Genomic DNA, 15,615 nt, shown 5'->3' on the forward strand with positions numbered 1-15,615 from the left:
GCTTTCGACTTCCTCGCTAGCGCGTCAGTCCTTCAGCAGTTCGATCAGCTCGGCCTGCGACGAGTGCGGGCTGGTCCGCGAGCCGCGCCGCTGATGATAGCTGCCGTCGGGTCCCAGTTCCCAGGACAACGTATTGTCGGTGAGATAGATCTGCAGTCCTTCGGCGATCACCCGGCGCTTCAGCTTGCGGTCGAGGATCGGGAAAGCGAGTTCGATGCGGCGGAAGAAATTGCGGTCCATCCAGTCGGCGCTCGACAGATAGACCTTCTCTTCTCCGTCGGCAAAGAAATAGAACACCCGATGATGTTCGAGCTGCCGACCGATGATCGACCAGACGTTGATGTTGTCCGACAAGCCTTTGACGCCGGCACGCAGGCCGCAAACGCCGCGCACGATGAGGTCGATCTTGACGCCGGCCTGTGACGCCTCGTAGAGCGCCGCGATGGTCTCCGGTTCGAGCAGCGAATTCATCTTGGCGATGATTCGTGACCGCTTGCCGGCACGCGCGGCTTCGGCCTCGGCCCGGATCCCGGCGACGACGTTCGGCTGCAGGGAGAAGGGGGCTTGCCAGAGGTGCTTCAGGGTCTGCGCACGCCCGAGGCCGGTAAGCTGCTTGAAGACCTCGTTGGTATCGGCGCCGATCTCTTCGTTGCAGGTGAGCAGACCGAAGTCGGAGTACAGACGGGCGGTCTTCGGGTGATAGTTGCCGGTACCCAGGTGCACGTAGCGCCGCAGGACGCTGCCGCCCGCCTTGCCTTCCTCGCGGCGGACGATCATCAGCATCTTGGCGTGCACTTTGTAGCCGACGACGCCGTAGATGACGTGCGCGCCGACCTCCTCGAGCTTGGTCGCCCAGCCGATGTTCGCTTCCTCGTCGAAGCGCGCCATCAGTTCGACGACCACCGTGACTTCCTTGCCGTTCTGCGCCGCGCGCAGCAGTGATTGCATCAGCACCGAGTCCGTGCCGGTACGGTAAACGGTCATCTTGATGGCCACCACCTGCGGGTCGGTTGCCGACTGCTCGAGCAGTTCAATGATCGGATTGAAGCTCTGGTAGGGATGGTGCAGCAGGATGTCGCCGCCACGGATGGCCTCGAAGAGGTTGCTGCTCTTCTGTAGCGCTTTCGGCGTGCCCGGCTTGAAAGGCTTGAATTTGAGATTGTCGCGCATCACCCAGTCGGGGACCTGCATCAGGCGCACCAGATTGACCGGGCCGGCGACGCGATAGAGGTCGCGCTCGGTGAGGTTGAAGTGGCCGAGCAGGAACTCGGTCATCGCTTCCGAGCAGTTGTTGGCGACTTCGAGGCGGACGGCGTCACCAAAGTGTCGCTGTGGCAATTCGCCCTGGATCTTGGTGCGCAGGTTCTTGACCGCTTCTTCGTCGACGAACAGGTTGCTGTTGCGCGTGACGCGGAACTGGTAGCAGCCGAGGACTTTCATGCCCGCGAACAGCTCGTGCACGAATTCGTGCAGGATCGACGACAGAAAGACGAAGCAATACTCGCTGTCACCGAGTTCGCGGGGCAGCTGGATGACACGTGGCAGGACACGGGGCGCTTGCACGATGGCTGCATCGGAGCTGCGCCCAAAAGCATCGCGGCCTTCGAGTTCGACGGCGAAGTTGAGACTCTTGTTGAGCACGCGCGGGAAGGGGTGCGAGGGATCGAGGCCGATGGGGGTGATCACCGGCATCACTTCGCGGAAAAAGAAGGCGCTGATCCATTCGCGCTGCGCCGGGCTCCAGTCGCCGCGTTTGAGGAAACGTATGCCTTCGCTGGCGAGCAGCGGCAGGATCTCGTCATTCAGTAGCGCATACTGTTCCTTGACCAGGGCGTGCGTTTCGTCGCAGACCAGGCGGTAGACTTCGTGTGCGGTCTTGCCGTCGGTGGTGAGAGCGACCGAGCCGAGCTTGAGTTGCTCCTTGACTCCGGCCACCCGGATTTCGAAGAACTCGTCGAGATTGCTGCTCACGATGCACAGGAAGCGCAAGCGTTCGAGCAATGGGGTCTTGGAGTTCTTGGCTTGCCACAGCACGCGCCGATTGAAAGCAAGCAGCCCCATCTCGCGATTCTGGAAGTAGTCCGACGGAAAACCGTCAGTGGCCTTGTTGAGAGGGGCTTCGGTGGGTGTGGCGGCGGTGTTCATGGGTTCCTTCCGTGGAAATTGAGGGGTCGAGCAGGCGTGGCAAAGACAACAAACATATTACAGCTATCGCTCTGGCGCTGGTCGCCGAAGAGGCCATTTTCTCGACAAAGTGCCATTGTTCGACGAGTTGCGGCTCTCTGGCCAGGCTGTTGGCGGTGGTAACATGGCCAGATCGCAAACAGCTTTCGCCGTCTGGCCGGAAGAAAAACGGGCATGAGTTACGAACTAATTGCCGGCGTCGACCTGGGGTCCAACAGTTTTCGCCTGCAGCTTGGGCGAATCGTTGGCGATCAGATTCACCCGCTTGACAGCCTGAAAGAGCCTGTTCGCCTGGGTTCTGGACTGACCAGAGAGAGAATTCTCGATCACGCCACGCAACAGCGTGCGCTCGACGCCCTGCGTCTGTTCGGCAAGCGGCTGAGCGGCTTCGCACCGGAGCAGGTACGCGCGGTGGCCACCGACGCGATGCGCGTCGCGCGCAATGCGGACCTTGTCCTGCCACAGGCCGAGGCTGCGCTCGGCTTTCCGATCGAGATCATTGGTGGCCGCGAGGAAGCACGTCTGATCTTCATTGGCGCCGCCAACGCGCTGCCGGCCGCGGCTTACCGGCGTCTGGTGGTTGATATTGGCGGCGGCTCGACCGAGTTGATCGTCGGCGAGGGCCTTGAGCCCTTGCTGATGGAGTCGCTGTTCATGGGGGGGATCAACTTCCGCCAGCGCTTCTTCCCCGATGGCAAGGTAGACCACAAGCGCTTCAGTGCCGCGGAAGTGGCGGCCGCTGGCGAAATCGAAGCGGTGGTCGTCGACTATCGCCGCTGCGGGTGGCAAGAGGCCGTCGGGACATCGGGTTCGGCGCAGGAGCTTGCCGGTGTGCTCGAAATGAACGCGCTTAACCCTGACGGGTGCTGCGGCATCACTCGCCAGGGCCTGGCCCGTCTGCGCCAGATGATCATCGCCGCCGGTTCGGCCGAGCGGCTGCAACTCAAAGGTCTGCGCAGCGAGCGCCTGCAGATCCTGCCCGGTGCCCTGGCCATCATGTCGGCCGTCTTTTCCTCGCTCGAAATCGAGACCATGACCTATTCCGAGGGCGCTTTGCCGATGGGCGTCCTGCACGATCTGCGCGGCCGTTTCGAGCATCACGACACGCGCGAGGTGACCGTCGGCCAGTTCATGCGCCGTTACCTGGTCGTCGAGGAACAGGTCCGGCACGTCGAGCGCACGGCCCTGGCGTTGCTCGGGCAATTGATGCCGCTCGATTCTCCCGAGCACGAGAGCGACGTCCACTTTCTGCGCTGGGCCATCTCGCTGCACGAAATTGGCGTTTCGGTGGCGCATGGGAGTTTTCACAAGCATGGCGCGTATATTGTCAGCAACGCCGACATGCCCGGCTTTTCGAAGCGTGACCAGTCGCGTCTGGCCTTGCTGATCCTCGGTCAGCGGGGCAGCCTCCAGAAACTGGCCACGCTGCCTGCCGGCGATCCCAATTGGCGGCTGCTCTTCTGTTTGCGGCTGGCGCTGTTGCTGCATCGGTCACGTGCCGACCTGGCGCCGCCCGTGTTGGCCATTCGCGAGTCTCCAGCCGGCTTTCAGTTGGATGTCTCTGCTGCCTGGCTGAGCGGCAATCCGCTGGCCGTTGCCGCTTTGCGTGAAGAGTCGCTGCTGTGGGGGGCTATCGGCAGCCAGCTGCAGGTCAGCCCCCGGCCAGCTGGAACGAAGCGGTCATGAGGCCGCAATGAGCGTCGCCGCGCTCGAAGTTCTTCAGCAGCCGGGGGGGCTGCGGCTGTGCCTGTCCGGCGAATGGACGCTGACCACGATGCCGCATCCGATTGTCAGCTTCGAGCGCCGCCTGCGCGAGCTGGCCGCCGGCAACCCGGCGTGGGACCTGCAGTCGATCACGCGGATGGACAGCGCCGGCGGGATTCTGCTGTGGCGCGCCTGGGGCCGGCAATGGCCGGCGTCGCTGCTCATATCGACCCGCCATCGGGCGCTGATCGCCCGTATCGAGGCGATGGTGGTCGACGCTTTGCCGACGAGCCGCGCCAACGAGCGCCTGCTTGCGCTGTCCGCTGTCGGTCGATTGCTTCTCGCCGCGGCCAGTCATCTTACCGGGATGGTGGCCCTGGTCGGCCAGCTCGTTCTCGACGTCTTCTACCTCTGCCGGCATCCAGGCGACATACCCTGGCGGGAGTTTTCGGCAAACCTCTTCAAGAGCGGTGCGCAGGCGCTGCCGGTGACGGCGTTGATCGGTTTCCTGATTGGTGTCGTTCTTTCCTACCTTTCGGCGTTGCAGTTGGCGAACTTCGGTGCCGACGTATTCATCGTCAATCTGCTCGGCATCAGTATCGTTCGCGAGCTGGGGCCGGTGCTGGTCGCCGTTCTCGTCGCCGGTCGTTCGGGGTCGGCGATGACTGCCCAGATCGGCGTCATGCGCGTCACCGACGAGATCGACGCCCTGGCCACGATGGGCGTTTCGCAAAGCCAGCGCCTGGTCCTGCCCAAGGTCGCCGCACTCTCGGTGGCGATGCCGCTGCTGGTTCTCTGGTGCTCGGCGGCGGGGATCATCGGGGGCATGGTTTCGGCCAATCTGCAGATGGACCTGTCGTACGGTTTTTTCATCGACACCCTGCCCAAGGTAGTGCCGGTCGCCAATCTGTGGATCGGCATGACCAAGGGCCTGATTTTCGGCTTTCTGATTGCGCTGATTGCCTGTCACTTCGGCCTCAGGGTCAAGCCGAACACCGAAAGCCTGTCGTCGCAGACCACCGCTTCGGTGGTCACGGCGATCACCGTGGCGATTCTCGTCGATGCCGTCGCGGCCATCCTGACGCGCAGTGTCGGTCTGCCGCTGTGAAGGTCGCCTTGGCGGAGGGGGGGCGAGCTACGATGCCGGCCATCGAAATCCGCGGCCTGTGTACGCGCTTCGGCGATGTGGTGATTCATCAAGATATCGATCTCGACGTCGAAGCGGGGCAGATGCTGGGCCTGGTCGGTGGCTCGGGCAGTGGCAAGACGACGCTGCTGCGCGAGATCGTCGGCCTGTTGCGGCCGAGCGCGGGGACGCTTAAACTCTTCGGCCAGACGCTTTTCGATGGCGATCACGAGCAGGGCCGAGCGCTCCGCCGCCGCTTTGGAATGCTCTTTCAGCAGGGCGCACTCTTTTCGGCGTTTTCGGTCTTTGACAACATCGCCTTTCCGCTGCGCGAACTGCGCAGTCTCGACGAAGCAATGATCCGTGACCTGGTTCTGCTCAAGCTGGCGATGGTCGAGCTTGAGCCGCGCCACGGTTGTCTCATGCCGGCCGAGTTGTCCGGCGGCATGATCAAGCGGGTGGCCCTGGCGCGCGCCTTGTCCCTCGAGCCGGAGCTCCTGGTCCTCGACGAACCGACAGCCGGTCTCGACCCCGACCGCAGTGAGAACTTCATCAAGTTGCTCAAGTTGCTGCAGCACGAGCTTGGCTTTACGGTGGTCATGGTGACCCACGATCTCGATACGCTGCTCGGCTTGGCGACGCGTCTGGCGGTGCTCGCCGACCAGAAAATCGTGGCTTGCGGCACGGCCGCAGAAGTGTTGGCCGTCGATCACCCCTTCGTTCAGAACTTCTTCGCTTCCAAGCGCGCCGCGGCAGCGATCCGAGAGGAGGTAGCTTAGCCATGGAGAACCGCTCGCACGCCCTGATAGCCGGCCTCTTCACCCTGTTTCTGGGCGTTGCATTGGTGCTCTCGGTATGGTGGATCGGCGGCAAGCACGAAATGACCCGCGACTACATCGTCGTCACGCGGCAGAACGTCACCGGACTCAGCCTGCAGGGACAGGTCCGTTACCGAGGCATTCGCGTCGGCAAGGTACAGGCGATCGAACTGGATCCCGCGGATGTGCGCAACATCCTCATTCGCATCAGCGTCAATGACTCGGTACCGGTCACGCGCGGGACGGTCGCCAAGATGGGCTATCAGGGAGTCACCGGAATTGCCCACATCCTGCTCGAAGAATCCGGCGACGATCCCCAGCCACTGCCTGGCGACGCCGGCGATGCGTCGCGAATCGCCATGCAGCCGTCGTTGATCGAGGAACTGTCCGATGCCGGCGGGGCCACCTTGCGCGCGGCGGGAGCGTTTCTGAGCAATGCCAACAAGTTGCTCGACAGCGAAAACCGGCAGAACTTTGCCAGGATTCTGGTCAACCTCGAAGCGACCACCGCCAACGCCAATGACGCCATTGCTCAGTTTCGCCAGTTGCTGACGCAGACTCCCGAGAGTCTTCGTTTGCTCAACGCCACGCTGGCTCGCGCCGAGCATGCGGCAGGCCAGGCGACGCCGCTGCTGGTTGAGGCCCGCGAACTGGTCGTGGGCCTGCAGGCGGTCAGCAAGAGAGTCGATCGCCTGCTCGGTGATCCGTCACCGAGCGGAGTGGCCGCACTGGCGCCGCGTCTCAACGAGCTGGGGAGCGAGCTGTCGGCAAACTCGCGCCAATTGCAGCGCGTGTTGCAGCTGTTGGAGGAGTCACCACAAAGCCTCGTTTTCGGCTCGCCAAAGCACTCTCCCGGCCCCGGCGAAGCCGGTTTCACCGCACCGCCAAGCCGTGAGGGTTCGCGATGAAGAAACTTTCGATCTGCCTTGCTGCGTGCGCCTTGCTTGCCGCGTGCGCAGGCGGCACCCGCAACACGCGATCCGCCGGGACCTACGACTTCGGTTTACCGGCGGCGCGTCTGGCGACAGGCGCCAGCTGGTCGAAGCTGGCCCTTGAGATTCGCGCGCCGTTCTGGTTTGACTCGCTAAGTATCGAATACCGCCTGCTCTACGACGATCCTTTGCAGCTGCGTAGCTACGCCGCCAGCCGCTGGGCAGGAGCGCCGGGACTGCTGCTCGCGCAGCGGCTGCGCCAGCAACTCGGCGTGCTCAGCGGTGGCGGGCGTACGGCCGTCAGCTGCCTGTTGCGCCTCGAACTGCAGGAGTTCTCGCAGGTTTTCGATACGCCCCTGCTCAGTCGTGGCGTGCTGCAGGGAACGGCCAGTGTGCTCGACGCCAGGCAACAGATCGTCGCCGAGCGCTGGCTCAGCATCGAGCAGCCGGCGGCCAGTGCGGATGCCAGCGGCGGTGTTCGCGCCCTGGTTTCGGCCAGCGACGAACTCGGGCGGCAGCTGGCTGGCTGGTTGCAGGAACTAGAGGAACTTGGCCGACTGAAGCAGTGCCCGGCAGCAATGGCTGGCTGAGGATCCATGCCCGGGCCAGCGTCAAAGCGGTTTTTCGTGGATATCGCAAGGAGGTAAGGATGAGTACCGAGACGGCAATTCTGGATGACCCCTACGTCGTGCGCAGCGATCGACGGGGCGTTGCCACGCTGACCCTGAACCGGCCGCAGCAGTTCAACTCGCTGTCGCAGGCAATGATCGCCGCACTGCAGGCGCAGATCGACGCCATCGCGCCTGATCCCGCAGTGCGCGTGCTGATCATTGCCGGGGCCGGCAAGGCGTTCTGTGCCGGACACGACCTCAAAGAGATGCGCGCCAATCGCGACAAGGCTTTCATGCAGGACCTGTTCCGGCGTTGCGGCCGGATGATGATGGCCCTGACCCAGATGCCGCAGCCGGTGATCGCACGCGTGCATGGCATCGCCACTGCCGCCGGCTGCCAGTTGGTGTCGATGTGCGACCTGGCGGTGGCTGCGGACAACGCGCGCTTTGCCACCTCGGGAATCAATGTCGGCCTGTTCTGCGCGACACCGGGCGTCGGCTTGTCGCGCAACCTGGGTCGCAAGCAGGCGCTGGAGATGCTGCTTACCGGTGATTTCATTGATGCTCGGGCGGCACTGCAGCAGGGCCTGGTCAATCGCGTGGTCGCTGGCGACGCGCTTGACAGCGAGATCGACAAGCTTGCCGGGTCGATCATCGAAAAGTCGTCGGTGGCCATCGGCATGGGCAAGCAAATGTTCTACAAACAGCTCGAAATGGGGCTCGAAGGCGCCTACCAGTACGCCTCCGAAGTCATGGCCTGCAACATGATGAGCGAAGACGCCGGCGAGGGCATCGACGCCTTCATCGGCAAACGAAAAGCCGAGTGGAAGGGCCGCTAGGCGCGGGGCCTTGCGTCATGGCGCTCGTGTTTGGGCTCAGCGCTGCCTGACGCGCGCCCGGTCGCGGTGGCGCCGGGCAGGCGCGCCTGCGGCCGCGTAGGGGAGCTGGCTATCCGGCGTCAGACGACGGCCAGCTGGCCGGGTCCGCCGATCCGGGCAGTTTGCAGCGCCTCGACGGCGCGCTTCAGCAGGTCGTCAAACGACTGGTCAGTGGCGCAGGCCTGGCTCGCCCCGATGCTGACCGTGAACTGGACGGTGCCGTTGTCGGTAGGAATCGAGATGCCGGCGGTCGCCGTGCGGATCCTTTCCGCAACCACGATCGCGGCGCTGATATCGGTGTCGAGCAAGAGCATGGAAAACTCCCCGGCACCGAGCCGCCCAATCATGTCCGCGCCGCGCAGACAGGCGGTCGCCGCCTCGGCGAAAGAGACCAGCGCCCGGTCGCCAACGGCGTGGCCGTAACCATCGTTGATGCGCGTGAAGAAATCGATATCGACCAGCAGAATGGATAGCGGTCCCTGCTCACCGTTCGCGCCCTGCAGTCGCTCCTCGACGGCTGCGACGAAGTGCTGGCGGCTGCTGACGCCGGTCAGGCGATCGGTGGTCGCCAGGTAGTGCAGCTCGGCGTCCTGGTTGGCCAGTGCGCGCAGCAGGCGCAAGGAGCGCAAGGCCACCACCGCCAGCGGGAGGGTGACCCCGATGGCCAGCACGATAACCCACAGGGTCTGTTTCAGCCACGGCGCAAGCGCCGCGTCGTAGTCGGCGGAGACCATCACCGACAAGGGGAAGTCGGGGAGCGTCGAATAGCTGGTGAACTGTCGCCGCTGGCGGGCAGTGGTTTCTTCGAAGACCAATGGCTGCACCGGCGGCGTGAGTTGTGCGCCGGGAAGCGTCACGCCGGTAATCGGCTGGCCGAGCAGCTGCGGGTTGTCAGGCGCGGTCGCCAGAACCGTGCCGTCAGAGCGGAGGAGGGTGATCACGCCGCCCGGCTTCGGGCGCTGCTTCTCGTAAACCGGCGTCAGTTTTCCCAGGTCGATCACCGCAACCAGGATCGGGAACGCCTGTGCGAGCACACGGCGGGCGATCGGCAGTTCAAGATGATCGTCCGCCTGCCTGCGCGTGGGGGCGCCGATGAACAGGCCGTCCCTACCCGGCGTGCCCCGGAAGTAGTCGCTGTCGGCGACCTTTTCCAGCCGCTCGGGGGGGTCGCTGAGGACGTCGATCTCGGTGCCGTCGGCAGTCACCAGACGGACGTCGATGGCGGCGGTGCGATCGCGAAAATCATCGAGTAGGCGGCGAAAACCGGGGTCGCTGCGTGGGTCGCGGTCGGGGTTTGCTTCCAGCCAGCCGGCACACACGGCGAGAATGACGTTGGCCAGGCGAAACTGCCGTCGTGTCTGGTCTTCGACCGCGTGATTCATCTGTTGCAGGGATTCGCGGGTCGTGGCTATGCGTTCATCGCGGGCCACGACGATCCAGAAACTGACGGCAGCCCACAGGGCGACCACGAATAGCAGCGAGAACACGATGACCGTGCGCGGGCTTGCCCATTCCTCAAGGTGTTTGCTGGTGGCTTTAACCATAGTGTCTGCCCCCTGTCGCACAAGGGGAGTCATTTTAGCAGCCCGACGGCGTCAGCGCCGGCTGTCGCCGACGTCCGGCTCCGCCTCGTCGGCGTGCACGTCGATGACGCCGGCGAAGAATTCGATCGCCGTGTCGGAAACCTGCGACGTGTCGTAGTAAGCGTACGCGCCCGCGCCAAGCGCACCGAAGACCGGAATCCAGCGCGAAATCCCCTTGCCGATCAACCTTTGCGCGATGTGCATGCCGATCTTCAGAACGACCGCCTGGACCTGCGGCCGCGAGGCCCGCTGAACGACGAAACGCTGTCCGATCTGGGCGACCAGGTCGCGAACCGCCTGTGCGTCCGTATGCCGAAAAAGACAATAAATCATTTCCTCGCGGCCCAGTTCGGCTGTTTTTCCATGGCAAGCCGCAATGTCGGCGACGAGTTGGGTCTGCAGTTGCCACAGCGAGCGCAGTTCGGGCAGCAGGGTCAGCCAGCCGAGCGGGCCGGGCGGCAGACTTAGTCCGCTGGTGGTCAGCGCAGCACGTCGCGCGGCGGTGGCGGCCAGCGCGCGGGCGCGAAGTTCCGGGTTGGCGGCTGGCAGTTCCGTGCTGAAGGGTGCCTGGCCGACAAAGTCGAGAATCGCTTCGGCGATGCGGGTTCCGGCCTTGAGCTGCGTGCGGCGTTTCGAGAAGCGTTTGTCTTGCATCGTCAGGGTCGTCAGCTGCGTTGAAAGAAAGGGGGCCCGTCCGCCGCCAGGTGGCCGCAAGGGCAATTCTGCTTCATGCGCCGGTCCGCCGCCAGACGCTGGCCAGCCAGGGCTGCCGTTCTCTCGGCAGGCCGGCCGGCCGATAATAGTGTTCGATCTCCCTATAGCCGGCATTGGCCATCTGGCTGCGCCAGGCGGCGAGGTCGTGGTAGCTGGCGTAGCGGCCATTGCTCCAGCCCTCCGCGTTATCGCCGCGCGGGTTCGAGCAGAACAGGATGCCGCCCGGCTTGAGCGTGGCGCACAATTGCCGCAGCACGCGTGGCAGTTCCTGGCTCGGGATATGGAACAGCGAGGCGTTGGCGAAGACGCCGTCAAAGTGTTCCGCAGGCAGATCGAGCTTGAGGAAGTCCTGCTGCCATACGGTGCAGCCGCTGTCGCTGCGTGCCATGGCGACGAATTTCCGGGCTCCGTCGAGTCCGATGGCGATATGACCTAGCTGCGCAAAGGCCTTGAGGTCGCGGCCCGGGCCACAGCCGAAGTCGAGAATCGTGAACGGCGCCTGGCCCTGGATATGGCGCAAGAGCGAGGCGATATTCTGGCTCACGTCGTGATCGCGAGTGCCGTCGCGGAAGTCCTCGGCGCGCTGGTCGTAGTGGGCCAGGGTCTGGGCGGTTATCGATTCGAGATCTTCGGAAGCTAGGGGCATGGCGGGTGTTGGCGACCGGTAGACGAGCTGCGGGCAGAACGGCGGAACGGAAATGGCGTGCCATTCCATGGTAAACCATAGGCCAGCGCTTCGGGTCGCCGGCGGGTCATTTTACGCCGGCAAGCGGCCGGCGCGGCGCGCTGGCGTGGTGACCGCGTGACCGTCTTGTGGACCAGAAACCAGGGCCCCGGATCGTTCTCCCACACTGTGTCCGGCGCTCGTCAGGCGCGCGCCGCCAGTCGCTGCCACGCGGATTATGGGTATTCTGGCCGCGGGCTGCCGTCAACTGCCAGAAACAGGAAATGAAATGTTCCTGTGCTAATCTACGTTACGGCGCTCAGCCTTGCGGGGCTGGCTGCAGAAGGGCCGATGACAGGCTGGCGCCAGGGAGAAGGAAGAACATGACCCGGGGAACGCATGCTTTCCTCGCCAAGAGGGTTCACCATGGCCATTGAAACCGAAATCAAGCTATCGCTGTCAGCGCGCACGGCCAGTCAGTTGGGTAGCCACGCGTTGCTCGCTGGCGTGCCGTCGCAGCGCCAATTGCTGGTCAACACCTACTACGACACGCCGGACAACCGTCTGCGTGGCGAGCGGCTGGTTGTACGCTATCGTCAGAAAGGCGGCGAGTGGCTGCTGGGCGTCAAGACGGCCGTTCAACTCAGCGGTGGGCTGGCCGAGCGCAAGGAGTGGGAGCGCAGCGGCCGGCCCGGCGACTTCGACTTCGCGCATGTCGACCAGAGTGCCGTCCGCGACTTCCTGGAGCCTCTGCGAGATCAGTTACAGCCGGCGTTCGTCACGCACTTTCAGCGCCGCTCCTGGCTTCTTGAGCCGCGCGACGGCGTGCGCATCGAACTGGCGCTCGACCGCGGGACGATCGAGGCCGGTGGTCGCCGCCAGCCAATCTGTGAGATCGAACTGGAGCTCGTCTCCGGAGCCGTCGGCGATCTCTTTGATCTGGCTCTTGCGCTGCAAGCTACCCTGCCCCTGCATCCGGAAGCCAGGAGCAAGTCCGATCGCGCCTATCGCCTCTTGGCCGACGCGCCGATGATCGCGGCGAAAGCATTGCCGGTTCCTGTCGATGCCGGCATGTCGAGCGTCAGCGCATTTCGCAGGATTGCCCTGTCGTGCGTCAGCCAACTGCAGAGTAACGAGAAAGGCATTCTCACCACCGACGCTCCCGAGTTCGTGCACCAGGCGCGCGTTGCTGTTCGCCGCCTGCGGTCGGCGATGCGCGTCTGGCAGCGCCACCTCCCGGTGGCGTTCATGGAACATTTCGATCCGCTCTGGCAAGCGTTCGCCAAGCGTCTGGGTGACGCGCGAAACTGGGACGTATTCCTGGCCGATACCGCACCACTGCTGAGTGAGACCTTTGCCGACCGGGCAGAAATCGGGTTGCTGCTCCGCTACGCACGCCGGCGCAGCACAAGCAATCGCAAGGCCGCCCGAGCTGTCTTGAAATCGGCTGCGTATTCCCGCCTGCTGCTCGAATTCAGTGCAGCACTTCTGGCGCTGCCGGAAGGCAAGGTTCGTTTGTTGGGGGACTTTGTTCCCGTGTGGCTCGACAAGTGCGCCAGGCGCGTCAACCAGCGCGCCGCCGAGGCGCAGGGTGGCAGCGACGAGGCACGTCATCGTCTACGCCTGGCGTTCAAGCAATTGCGCTACGCGCTTGAGTTCCTTTCGCCGATCCTCGCCGGTCCCGTGTTGGAGAACTATCATCAGTCGCTTACGGCACTGCAGGAACAGTTGGGGCGCCAGAACGATCTGGCGGTCGCCCTGCAACTGACCGCGGAGGCGTTGCCCGGCCGCAAGGGCGATGTCGTGCGAGACTGGCTGGCGGCGCAAAGCAGTGCCCTGCTGCCGGAACTGGGAGCGCTGCTGGAAGATTTTCGGCGTCAGGACGCGCCGTGGTCGGTGCCGTTGCCGTGACAGGGCTGGGCTTGTGGGGTGCTACGGGCGACACCGAAGGCGCTTCAGCCTTCCTTCGCTGCGTGTTCCTTGTGCAGGTCAACGTAGCCAGTAAGCTGTGTATCGATCTCGTTGAACGCTGACGGCGGTTTCTGACCCAGGCGTGACATTCGCCGTATCAGACGCTGCTGCGCAAAGGTCTCCGATGGGTCGGGCTTGCCAAGTCCATACTCCGAGCCGCGTTTGGTCATCACGACCATCCCGTCGTTGTCCAGTCTGTAGCCAGTGAGTGGCGACGTTCTGATGTGCGACGACGAGGGAAAGCGCGGATTCTTGCCGAGCACGCGCCCTTCGATGCACACCAGCGTCTCACCCTCACGGGTGATCAGCTCCAGTGTTTTCCAACCATTGAGGATATTCATAGTGCTCCCCGACCCTGTTCACGACGCAAAGTGCCGAAGCAAGCCGCCATTCTACCCGACAAATCAACGCCGCACCGTTTTTCAGAAGCAGGTCCGATGCCCTGGCCCGGTTCGCCGATAAGTGTGATCGTGGACTTGATCATGAGTCCTTTCAGAGACTTGCAAGCCAAGAGAAAGCCCTGTTAAACACCCTTCCCGAACGCGGGAAGTGACCTATCGCTGCCACCGCGAAAGCAGGTCAGTTGTTTGCGGCGGAGCAAGCAAAGTGGCGCACCGTTCGTGTTTCGAAAGCGGCTTGATGCGCCGCCAGCACGAGCTGGTCGTCGCGTGCGGCTGAGTTTCTGCAGGCCGGTCAGGAAACCCGGGCATTTGCCGCATCAAACAGACGCACTTAACCAGTAGCAAGACTCTTGCCAGTTTTAGCGGTGACAATTATGAGTCATTAAAGCAATAGCTTGTAGTTTTCGTTGGTAGGCGGCAGGAAATGGTCTGTAAAATTTTCCGACACTCGCGGCGCGTGGGCGGTCTTCAACATGGCGATCGTCGGCCTGACTGCGCCGTTTCCGCGGCAGCTTTCAAGCGTACACCGCCTCTTGCAGCAGGCAGTCGCGTTCGTCGGCGCGCAGCGGCTGCGTCCTGGCAAGCTGTTGCGCCAGTACCGCCAGCGTCGCTTCGGAGGCATCGTGGCCTTTGTGCAGGCGACCGCGGATGCGGGCGCGCAATACTGCCGGGGTCGCCTGCGGGGCGACGATGAAGAAAGCGGCGTTGGTGTGCGCGGCCAGGGCCCGGAAGCGATCGCGCCGGTTGCCTTCGAGAAAGGCGGCGTCGACGATCACCGACCAGTTGGCCACGAGCAGTTCCCTGGCCAGCGCGTACAGGCGGGCGTAGGTCAGTTCGCTGGCGTCACTGGCGTAGATGCCGCCGTCTACCGGCGAGCCACTTCGCGCCGTGGCGTCGAGGTCGAACAGCCGCTTGCGTTCGACGTCGGAGCGCACGCGCAAGGTCGCCGCCTCCGGATCGTGCAGCAGGATTCTTCGCGCCGCGCGACTCTTGCCACAACCGGCGACGCCGTGGGTGATGATCAGGCGTGCCGGCGGCGGTTTGGCGAGGCGTTCGGCGAGCGCCAGATAATGGCGGGCCTGGCTGCTATCGCCGTTTGTTTGCCTGGCCCGTAGCGCCGCGACCTTGGCGCGCACCAGCGCGCGATAGACCGCGTAGAAACGCAGGACCTGCACGGCGTCGTAATCGCCACTGCAAGAGAGCCACTCGTTGACCAGCCAGCCGGCCAGGCCCGGCTGATCGTGGTCGACGAGGTCGATGAAGGTGAACGCGATCTCGCTGGCGACATCGATCCAGCGCAGGTCTTCGCTGAATTCGATGCAGTCGAACAGGCGTATCTGGTCGTCGATCAACACCAGGTTGCCCAGATGCAGGTCGCCGTGACACTCGCGTACCCGGCCGGCCGCCCTGCGGGCCGCGAAACGAGGTGCCAGGCGGTCGAATTCGCTGCGCGTCCACTCGCAGAGCCACGTCAGCGGCGTCTGCTCTTCGCTGCCCGGCAGCAGCGTTGCCAGCTCGGCGAAATTGGCGAGAGCGGGTGCGAGCACCTGCTCCGGGTCGCCGAAGCGCGTGCCTGGCGGTGCTGTTGCAGCCTGCGCGTGGAATTCCGCGATCGTTGCGGCCAGCGCTGACATCTGCTTGGCATGCAGTTGTCCACGCGCGCAAAGGCGGTCCAGACGGCCGACCTCGGCAAAGCGGCGCATCTTGACGGCGAACTCGATGGCCGTGCCGGGGCCGCCGATGCGCGGGTCTGCCGTCGTGCCGACGATGGGGACGACCTGCAGGTAGAGGTCGGCTGAGAAGCGGCGGTTCAGGCGCAGCTCGGCTTCGCAGCAGTCTCGCCGCTTGGCGAGCGTGCCGTAGTCGAGGAAGGGGAGGACCAGCGGCTTCTTGATCTTGTAGGCGAAGGCACCGGCCAGCAGCAGCCATGAGGCGTGCGTTTCGACGAGTTCGACGCAGGTCGCCGGGTCGGGGTAGCGGTCCGCTTCGAGCAGGGCAGCGATCAACGGCGGCAGAGCTTGGGGCATCC

At 64.1% G+C, this 15,615-nt stretch carries 13 protein-coding genes; 7 read left to right on the forward strand and 6 right to left on the reverse strand.

What is annotated here, in order from left to right; translation table 11 throughout:
• Positions 1 to 24 precede the first annotated feature (24 nt).
• Entirely contained in the window at positions 25 to 2,145 is a 2,121-nt protein-coding gene (ppk1, locus tag QZ613_RS19750; RefSeq protein ID WP_291983700.1) for a polyphosphate kinase 1, read from the reverse strand.
• A 213-nt stretch (positions 2,146 to 2,358) separates the two neighbouring features.
• Here ppk1 and QZ613_RS19755 point away from each other — a divergent pair, with 213 nt between their 5' ends.
• The 6 genes from QZ613_RS19755 to QZ613_RS19780 are packed head-to-tail and all read left to right on the forward strand — an operon-like array spanning position 2,359 to position 8,214.
• A complete protein-coding gene (locus QZ613_RS19755; RefSeq protein ID WP_291901787.1) occupies positions 2,359 to 3,870 on the forward strand; it encodes a Ppx/GppA phosphatase family protein in 1,512 nt (503 codons plus the stop codon).
• Between the two features lie 7 nt (positions 3,871 to 3,877).
• Entirely contained in the window at positions 3,878 to 4,996 is a 1,119-nt protein-coding gene (locus tag QZ613_RS19760) for an ABC transporter permease (RefSeq protein WP_043563054.1), read from the forward strand.
• A 32-nt stretch (positions 4,997 to 5,028) separates the two neighbouring features.
• On the forward strand, positions 5,029 to 5,793 hold the full coding sequence (locus QZ613_RS19765; RefSeq protein WP_291864970.1) for an ATP-binding cassette domain-containing protein: 765 nt from the start codon (positions 5,029 to 5,031) through the stop codon (positions 5,791 to 5,793).
• 2 nt (positions 5,794 to 5,795) lie between these two features.
• Positions 5,796 to 6,740: an MlaD family protein gene (locus QZ613_RS19770; RefSeq protein WP_291864973.1), complete on the forward strand. Its 945-nt coding sequence runs from the start codon at positions 5,796 to 5,798 to the stop codon at positions 6,738 to 6,740.
• Positions 6,737 to 7,354 carry an ABC-type transport auxiliary lipoprotein family protein gene (locus QZ613_RS19775; protein WP_291864975.1) on the forward strand — a complete coding sequence of 206 codons (618 nt, stop codon included), beginning with the start codon at positions 6,737 to 6,739 and terminating at the stop codon, positions 7,352 to 7,354. The genes QZ613_RS19770 and QZ613_RS19775 overlap by 4 nt, the downstream gene beginning before the upstream one ends.
• Before the next feature lie 59 nt (positions 7,355 to 7,413).
• Positions 7,414 to 8,214, forward strand: coding sequence for an enoyl-CoA hydratase (locus QZ613_RS19780; RefSeq protein WP_291864978.1), 801 nt, complete (start codon positions 7,414 to 7,416; stop codon positions 8,212 to 8,214).
• A gap of 119 nt (positions 8,215 to 8,333) precedes the next feature.
• Here QZ613_RS19780 and QZ613_RS19785 read toward each other — a convergent pair whose 3' ends face one another.
• The 3 genes from QZ613_RS19785 to QZ613_RS19795 all read right to left on the reverse strand — a co-directional run bounded on the left by QZ613_RS19785 (position 8,334) and on the right by QZ613_RS19795 (position 11,196).
• A complete protein-coding gene (locus QZ613_RS19785) occupies positions 8,334 to 9,797 on the reverse strand; it encodes a GGDEF domain-containing protein (RefSeq protein WP_291864983.1) in 1,464 nt (487 codons plus the stop codon).
• Positions 9,798 to 9,848: 51 nt separating this feature from the next.
• Positions 9,849 to 10,490 (reverse strand): hypothetical protein, encoded by a 642-nt coding sequence (locus QZ613_RS19790; protein ID WP_043563066.1) that lies wholly within the window; start codon positions 10,488 to 10,490, stop codon positions 9,849 to 9,851.
• A 73-nt stretch (positions 10,491 to 10,563) separates the two neighbouring features.
• Positions 10,564 to 11,196 (reverse strand): class I SAM-dependent methyltransferase, encoded by a 633-nt coding sequence (locus tag QZ613_RS19795; RefSeq protein ID WP_043563292.1) that lies wholly within the window; start codon positions 11,194 to 11,196, stop codon positions 10,564 to 10,566.
• Positions 11,197 to 11,640: 444 nt separating this feature from the next.
• Here QZ613_RS19795 and QZ613_RS19800 point away from each other — a divergent pair, with 444 nt between their 5' ends.
• On the forward strand, positions 11,641 to 13,125 hold the full coding sequence (locus tag QZ613_RS19800) for a CYTH and CHAD domain-containing protein (protein ID WP_291983702.1): 1,485 nt from the start codon (positions 11,641 to 11,643) through the stop codon (positions 13,123 to 13,125).
• A gap of 44 nt (positions 13,126 to 13,169) precedes the next feature.
• Here QZ613_RS19800 and QZ613_RS19805 read toward each other — a convergent pair whose 3' ends face one another.
• The gene (locus tag QZ613_RS19805) at positions 13,170 to 13,526 is read right to left on the reverse strand and encodes a hypothetical protein (RefSeq protein WP_043563069.1); all 357 of its coding nucleotides are present in this window, start codon (positions 13,524 to 13,526) and stop codon (positions 13,170 to 13,172) included.
• Between the two features lie 575 nt (positions 13,527 to 14,101).
• A complete protein-coding gene (locus QZ613_RS19810; protein WP_291983704.1) occupies positions 14,102 to 15,613 on the reverse strand; it encodes a bifunctional aminoglycoside phosphotransferase/ATP-binding protein in 1,512 nt (503 codons plus the stop codon).
• Positions 15,614 to 15,615: the final 2 nt, after the last annotated feature.

The sequence above is a fragment of the Candidatus Accumulibacter sp. ACC005 genome, assembly GCF_907163215.1.
In the GTDB taxonomy this organism is placed as follows: Bacteria; Pseudomonadota; Gammaproteobacteria; order Burkholderiales; family Rhodocyclaceae; genus Accumulibacter; species Accumulibacter regalis.

Excerpts from the sequence above, each read along its gene's own strand:
- QZ613_RS19760 (WP_043563054.1), top strand. The coding sequence starts at position 3,878 with ATGAGCGTCGCCGCGCTCGAAGTTCTTCAGCAGCCGGGGGGGCTGCGG.
- QZ613_RS19800 (WP_291983702.1), top strand. The coding sequence starts at position 11,641 with ATGGCCATTGAAACCGAAATCAAGCTATCGCTGTCAGCGCGCACGGCC.
- QZ613_RS19780 (WP_291864978.1), top strand. The coding sequence starts at position 7,414 with ATGAGTACCGAGACGGCAATTCTGGATGACCCCTACGTCGTGCGCAGC.
- QZ613_RS19775 (WP_291864975.1), top strand. The coding sequence starts at position 6,737 with ATGAAGAAACTTTCGATCTGCCTTGCTGCGTGCGCCTTGCTTGCCGCG.
- QZ613_RS19805 (WP_043563069.1), bottom strand. The coding sequence starts at position 13,526 with ATGAATATCCTCAATGGTTGGAAAACACTGGAGCTGATCACCCGTGAG.
- QZ613_RS19795 (WP_043563292.1), bottom strand. The coding sequence starts at position 11,196 with ATGCCCCTAGCTTCCGAAGATCTCGAATCGATAACCGCCCAGACCCTG.
- QZ613_RS19810 (WP_291983704.1), bottom strand. The coding sequence starts at position 15,613 with ATGCCCCAAGCTCTGCCGCCGTTGATCGCTGCCCTGCTCGAAGCGGAC.
- QZ613_RS19770 (WP_291864973.1), top strand. The coding sequence starts at position 5,796 with ATGGAGAACCGCTCGCACGCCCTGATAGCCGGCCTCTTCACCCTGTTT.
- QZ613_RS19765 (WP_291864970.1), top strand. The coding sequence starts at position 5,029 with ATGCCGGCCATCGAAATCCGCGGCCTGTGTACGCGCTTCGGCGATGTG.
- QZ613_RS19790 (WP_043563066.1), bottom strand. The coding sequence starts at position 10,490 with ATGCAAGACAAACGCTTCTCGAAACGCCGCACGCAGCTCAAGGCCGGA.
- QZ613_RS19785 (WP_291864983.1), bottom strand. The coding sequence starts at position 9,797 with ATGGTTAAAGCCACCAGCAAACACCTTGAGGAATGGGCAAGCCCGCGC.
- ppk1 (WP_291983700.1), bottom strand. The coding sequence starts at position 2,145 with ATGAACACCGCCGCCACACCCACCGAAGCCCCTCTCAACAAGGCCACT.
- QZ613_RS19755 (WP_291901787.1), top strand. The coding sequence starts at position 2,359 with ATGAGTTACGAACTAATTGCCGGCGTCGACCTGGGGTCCAACAGTTTT.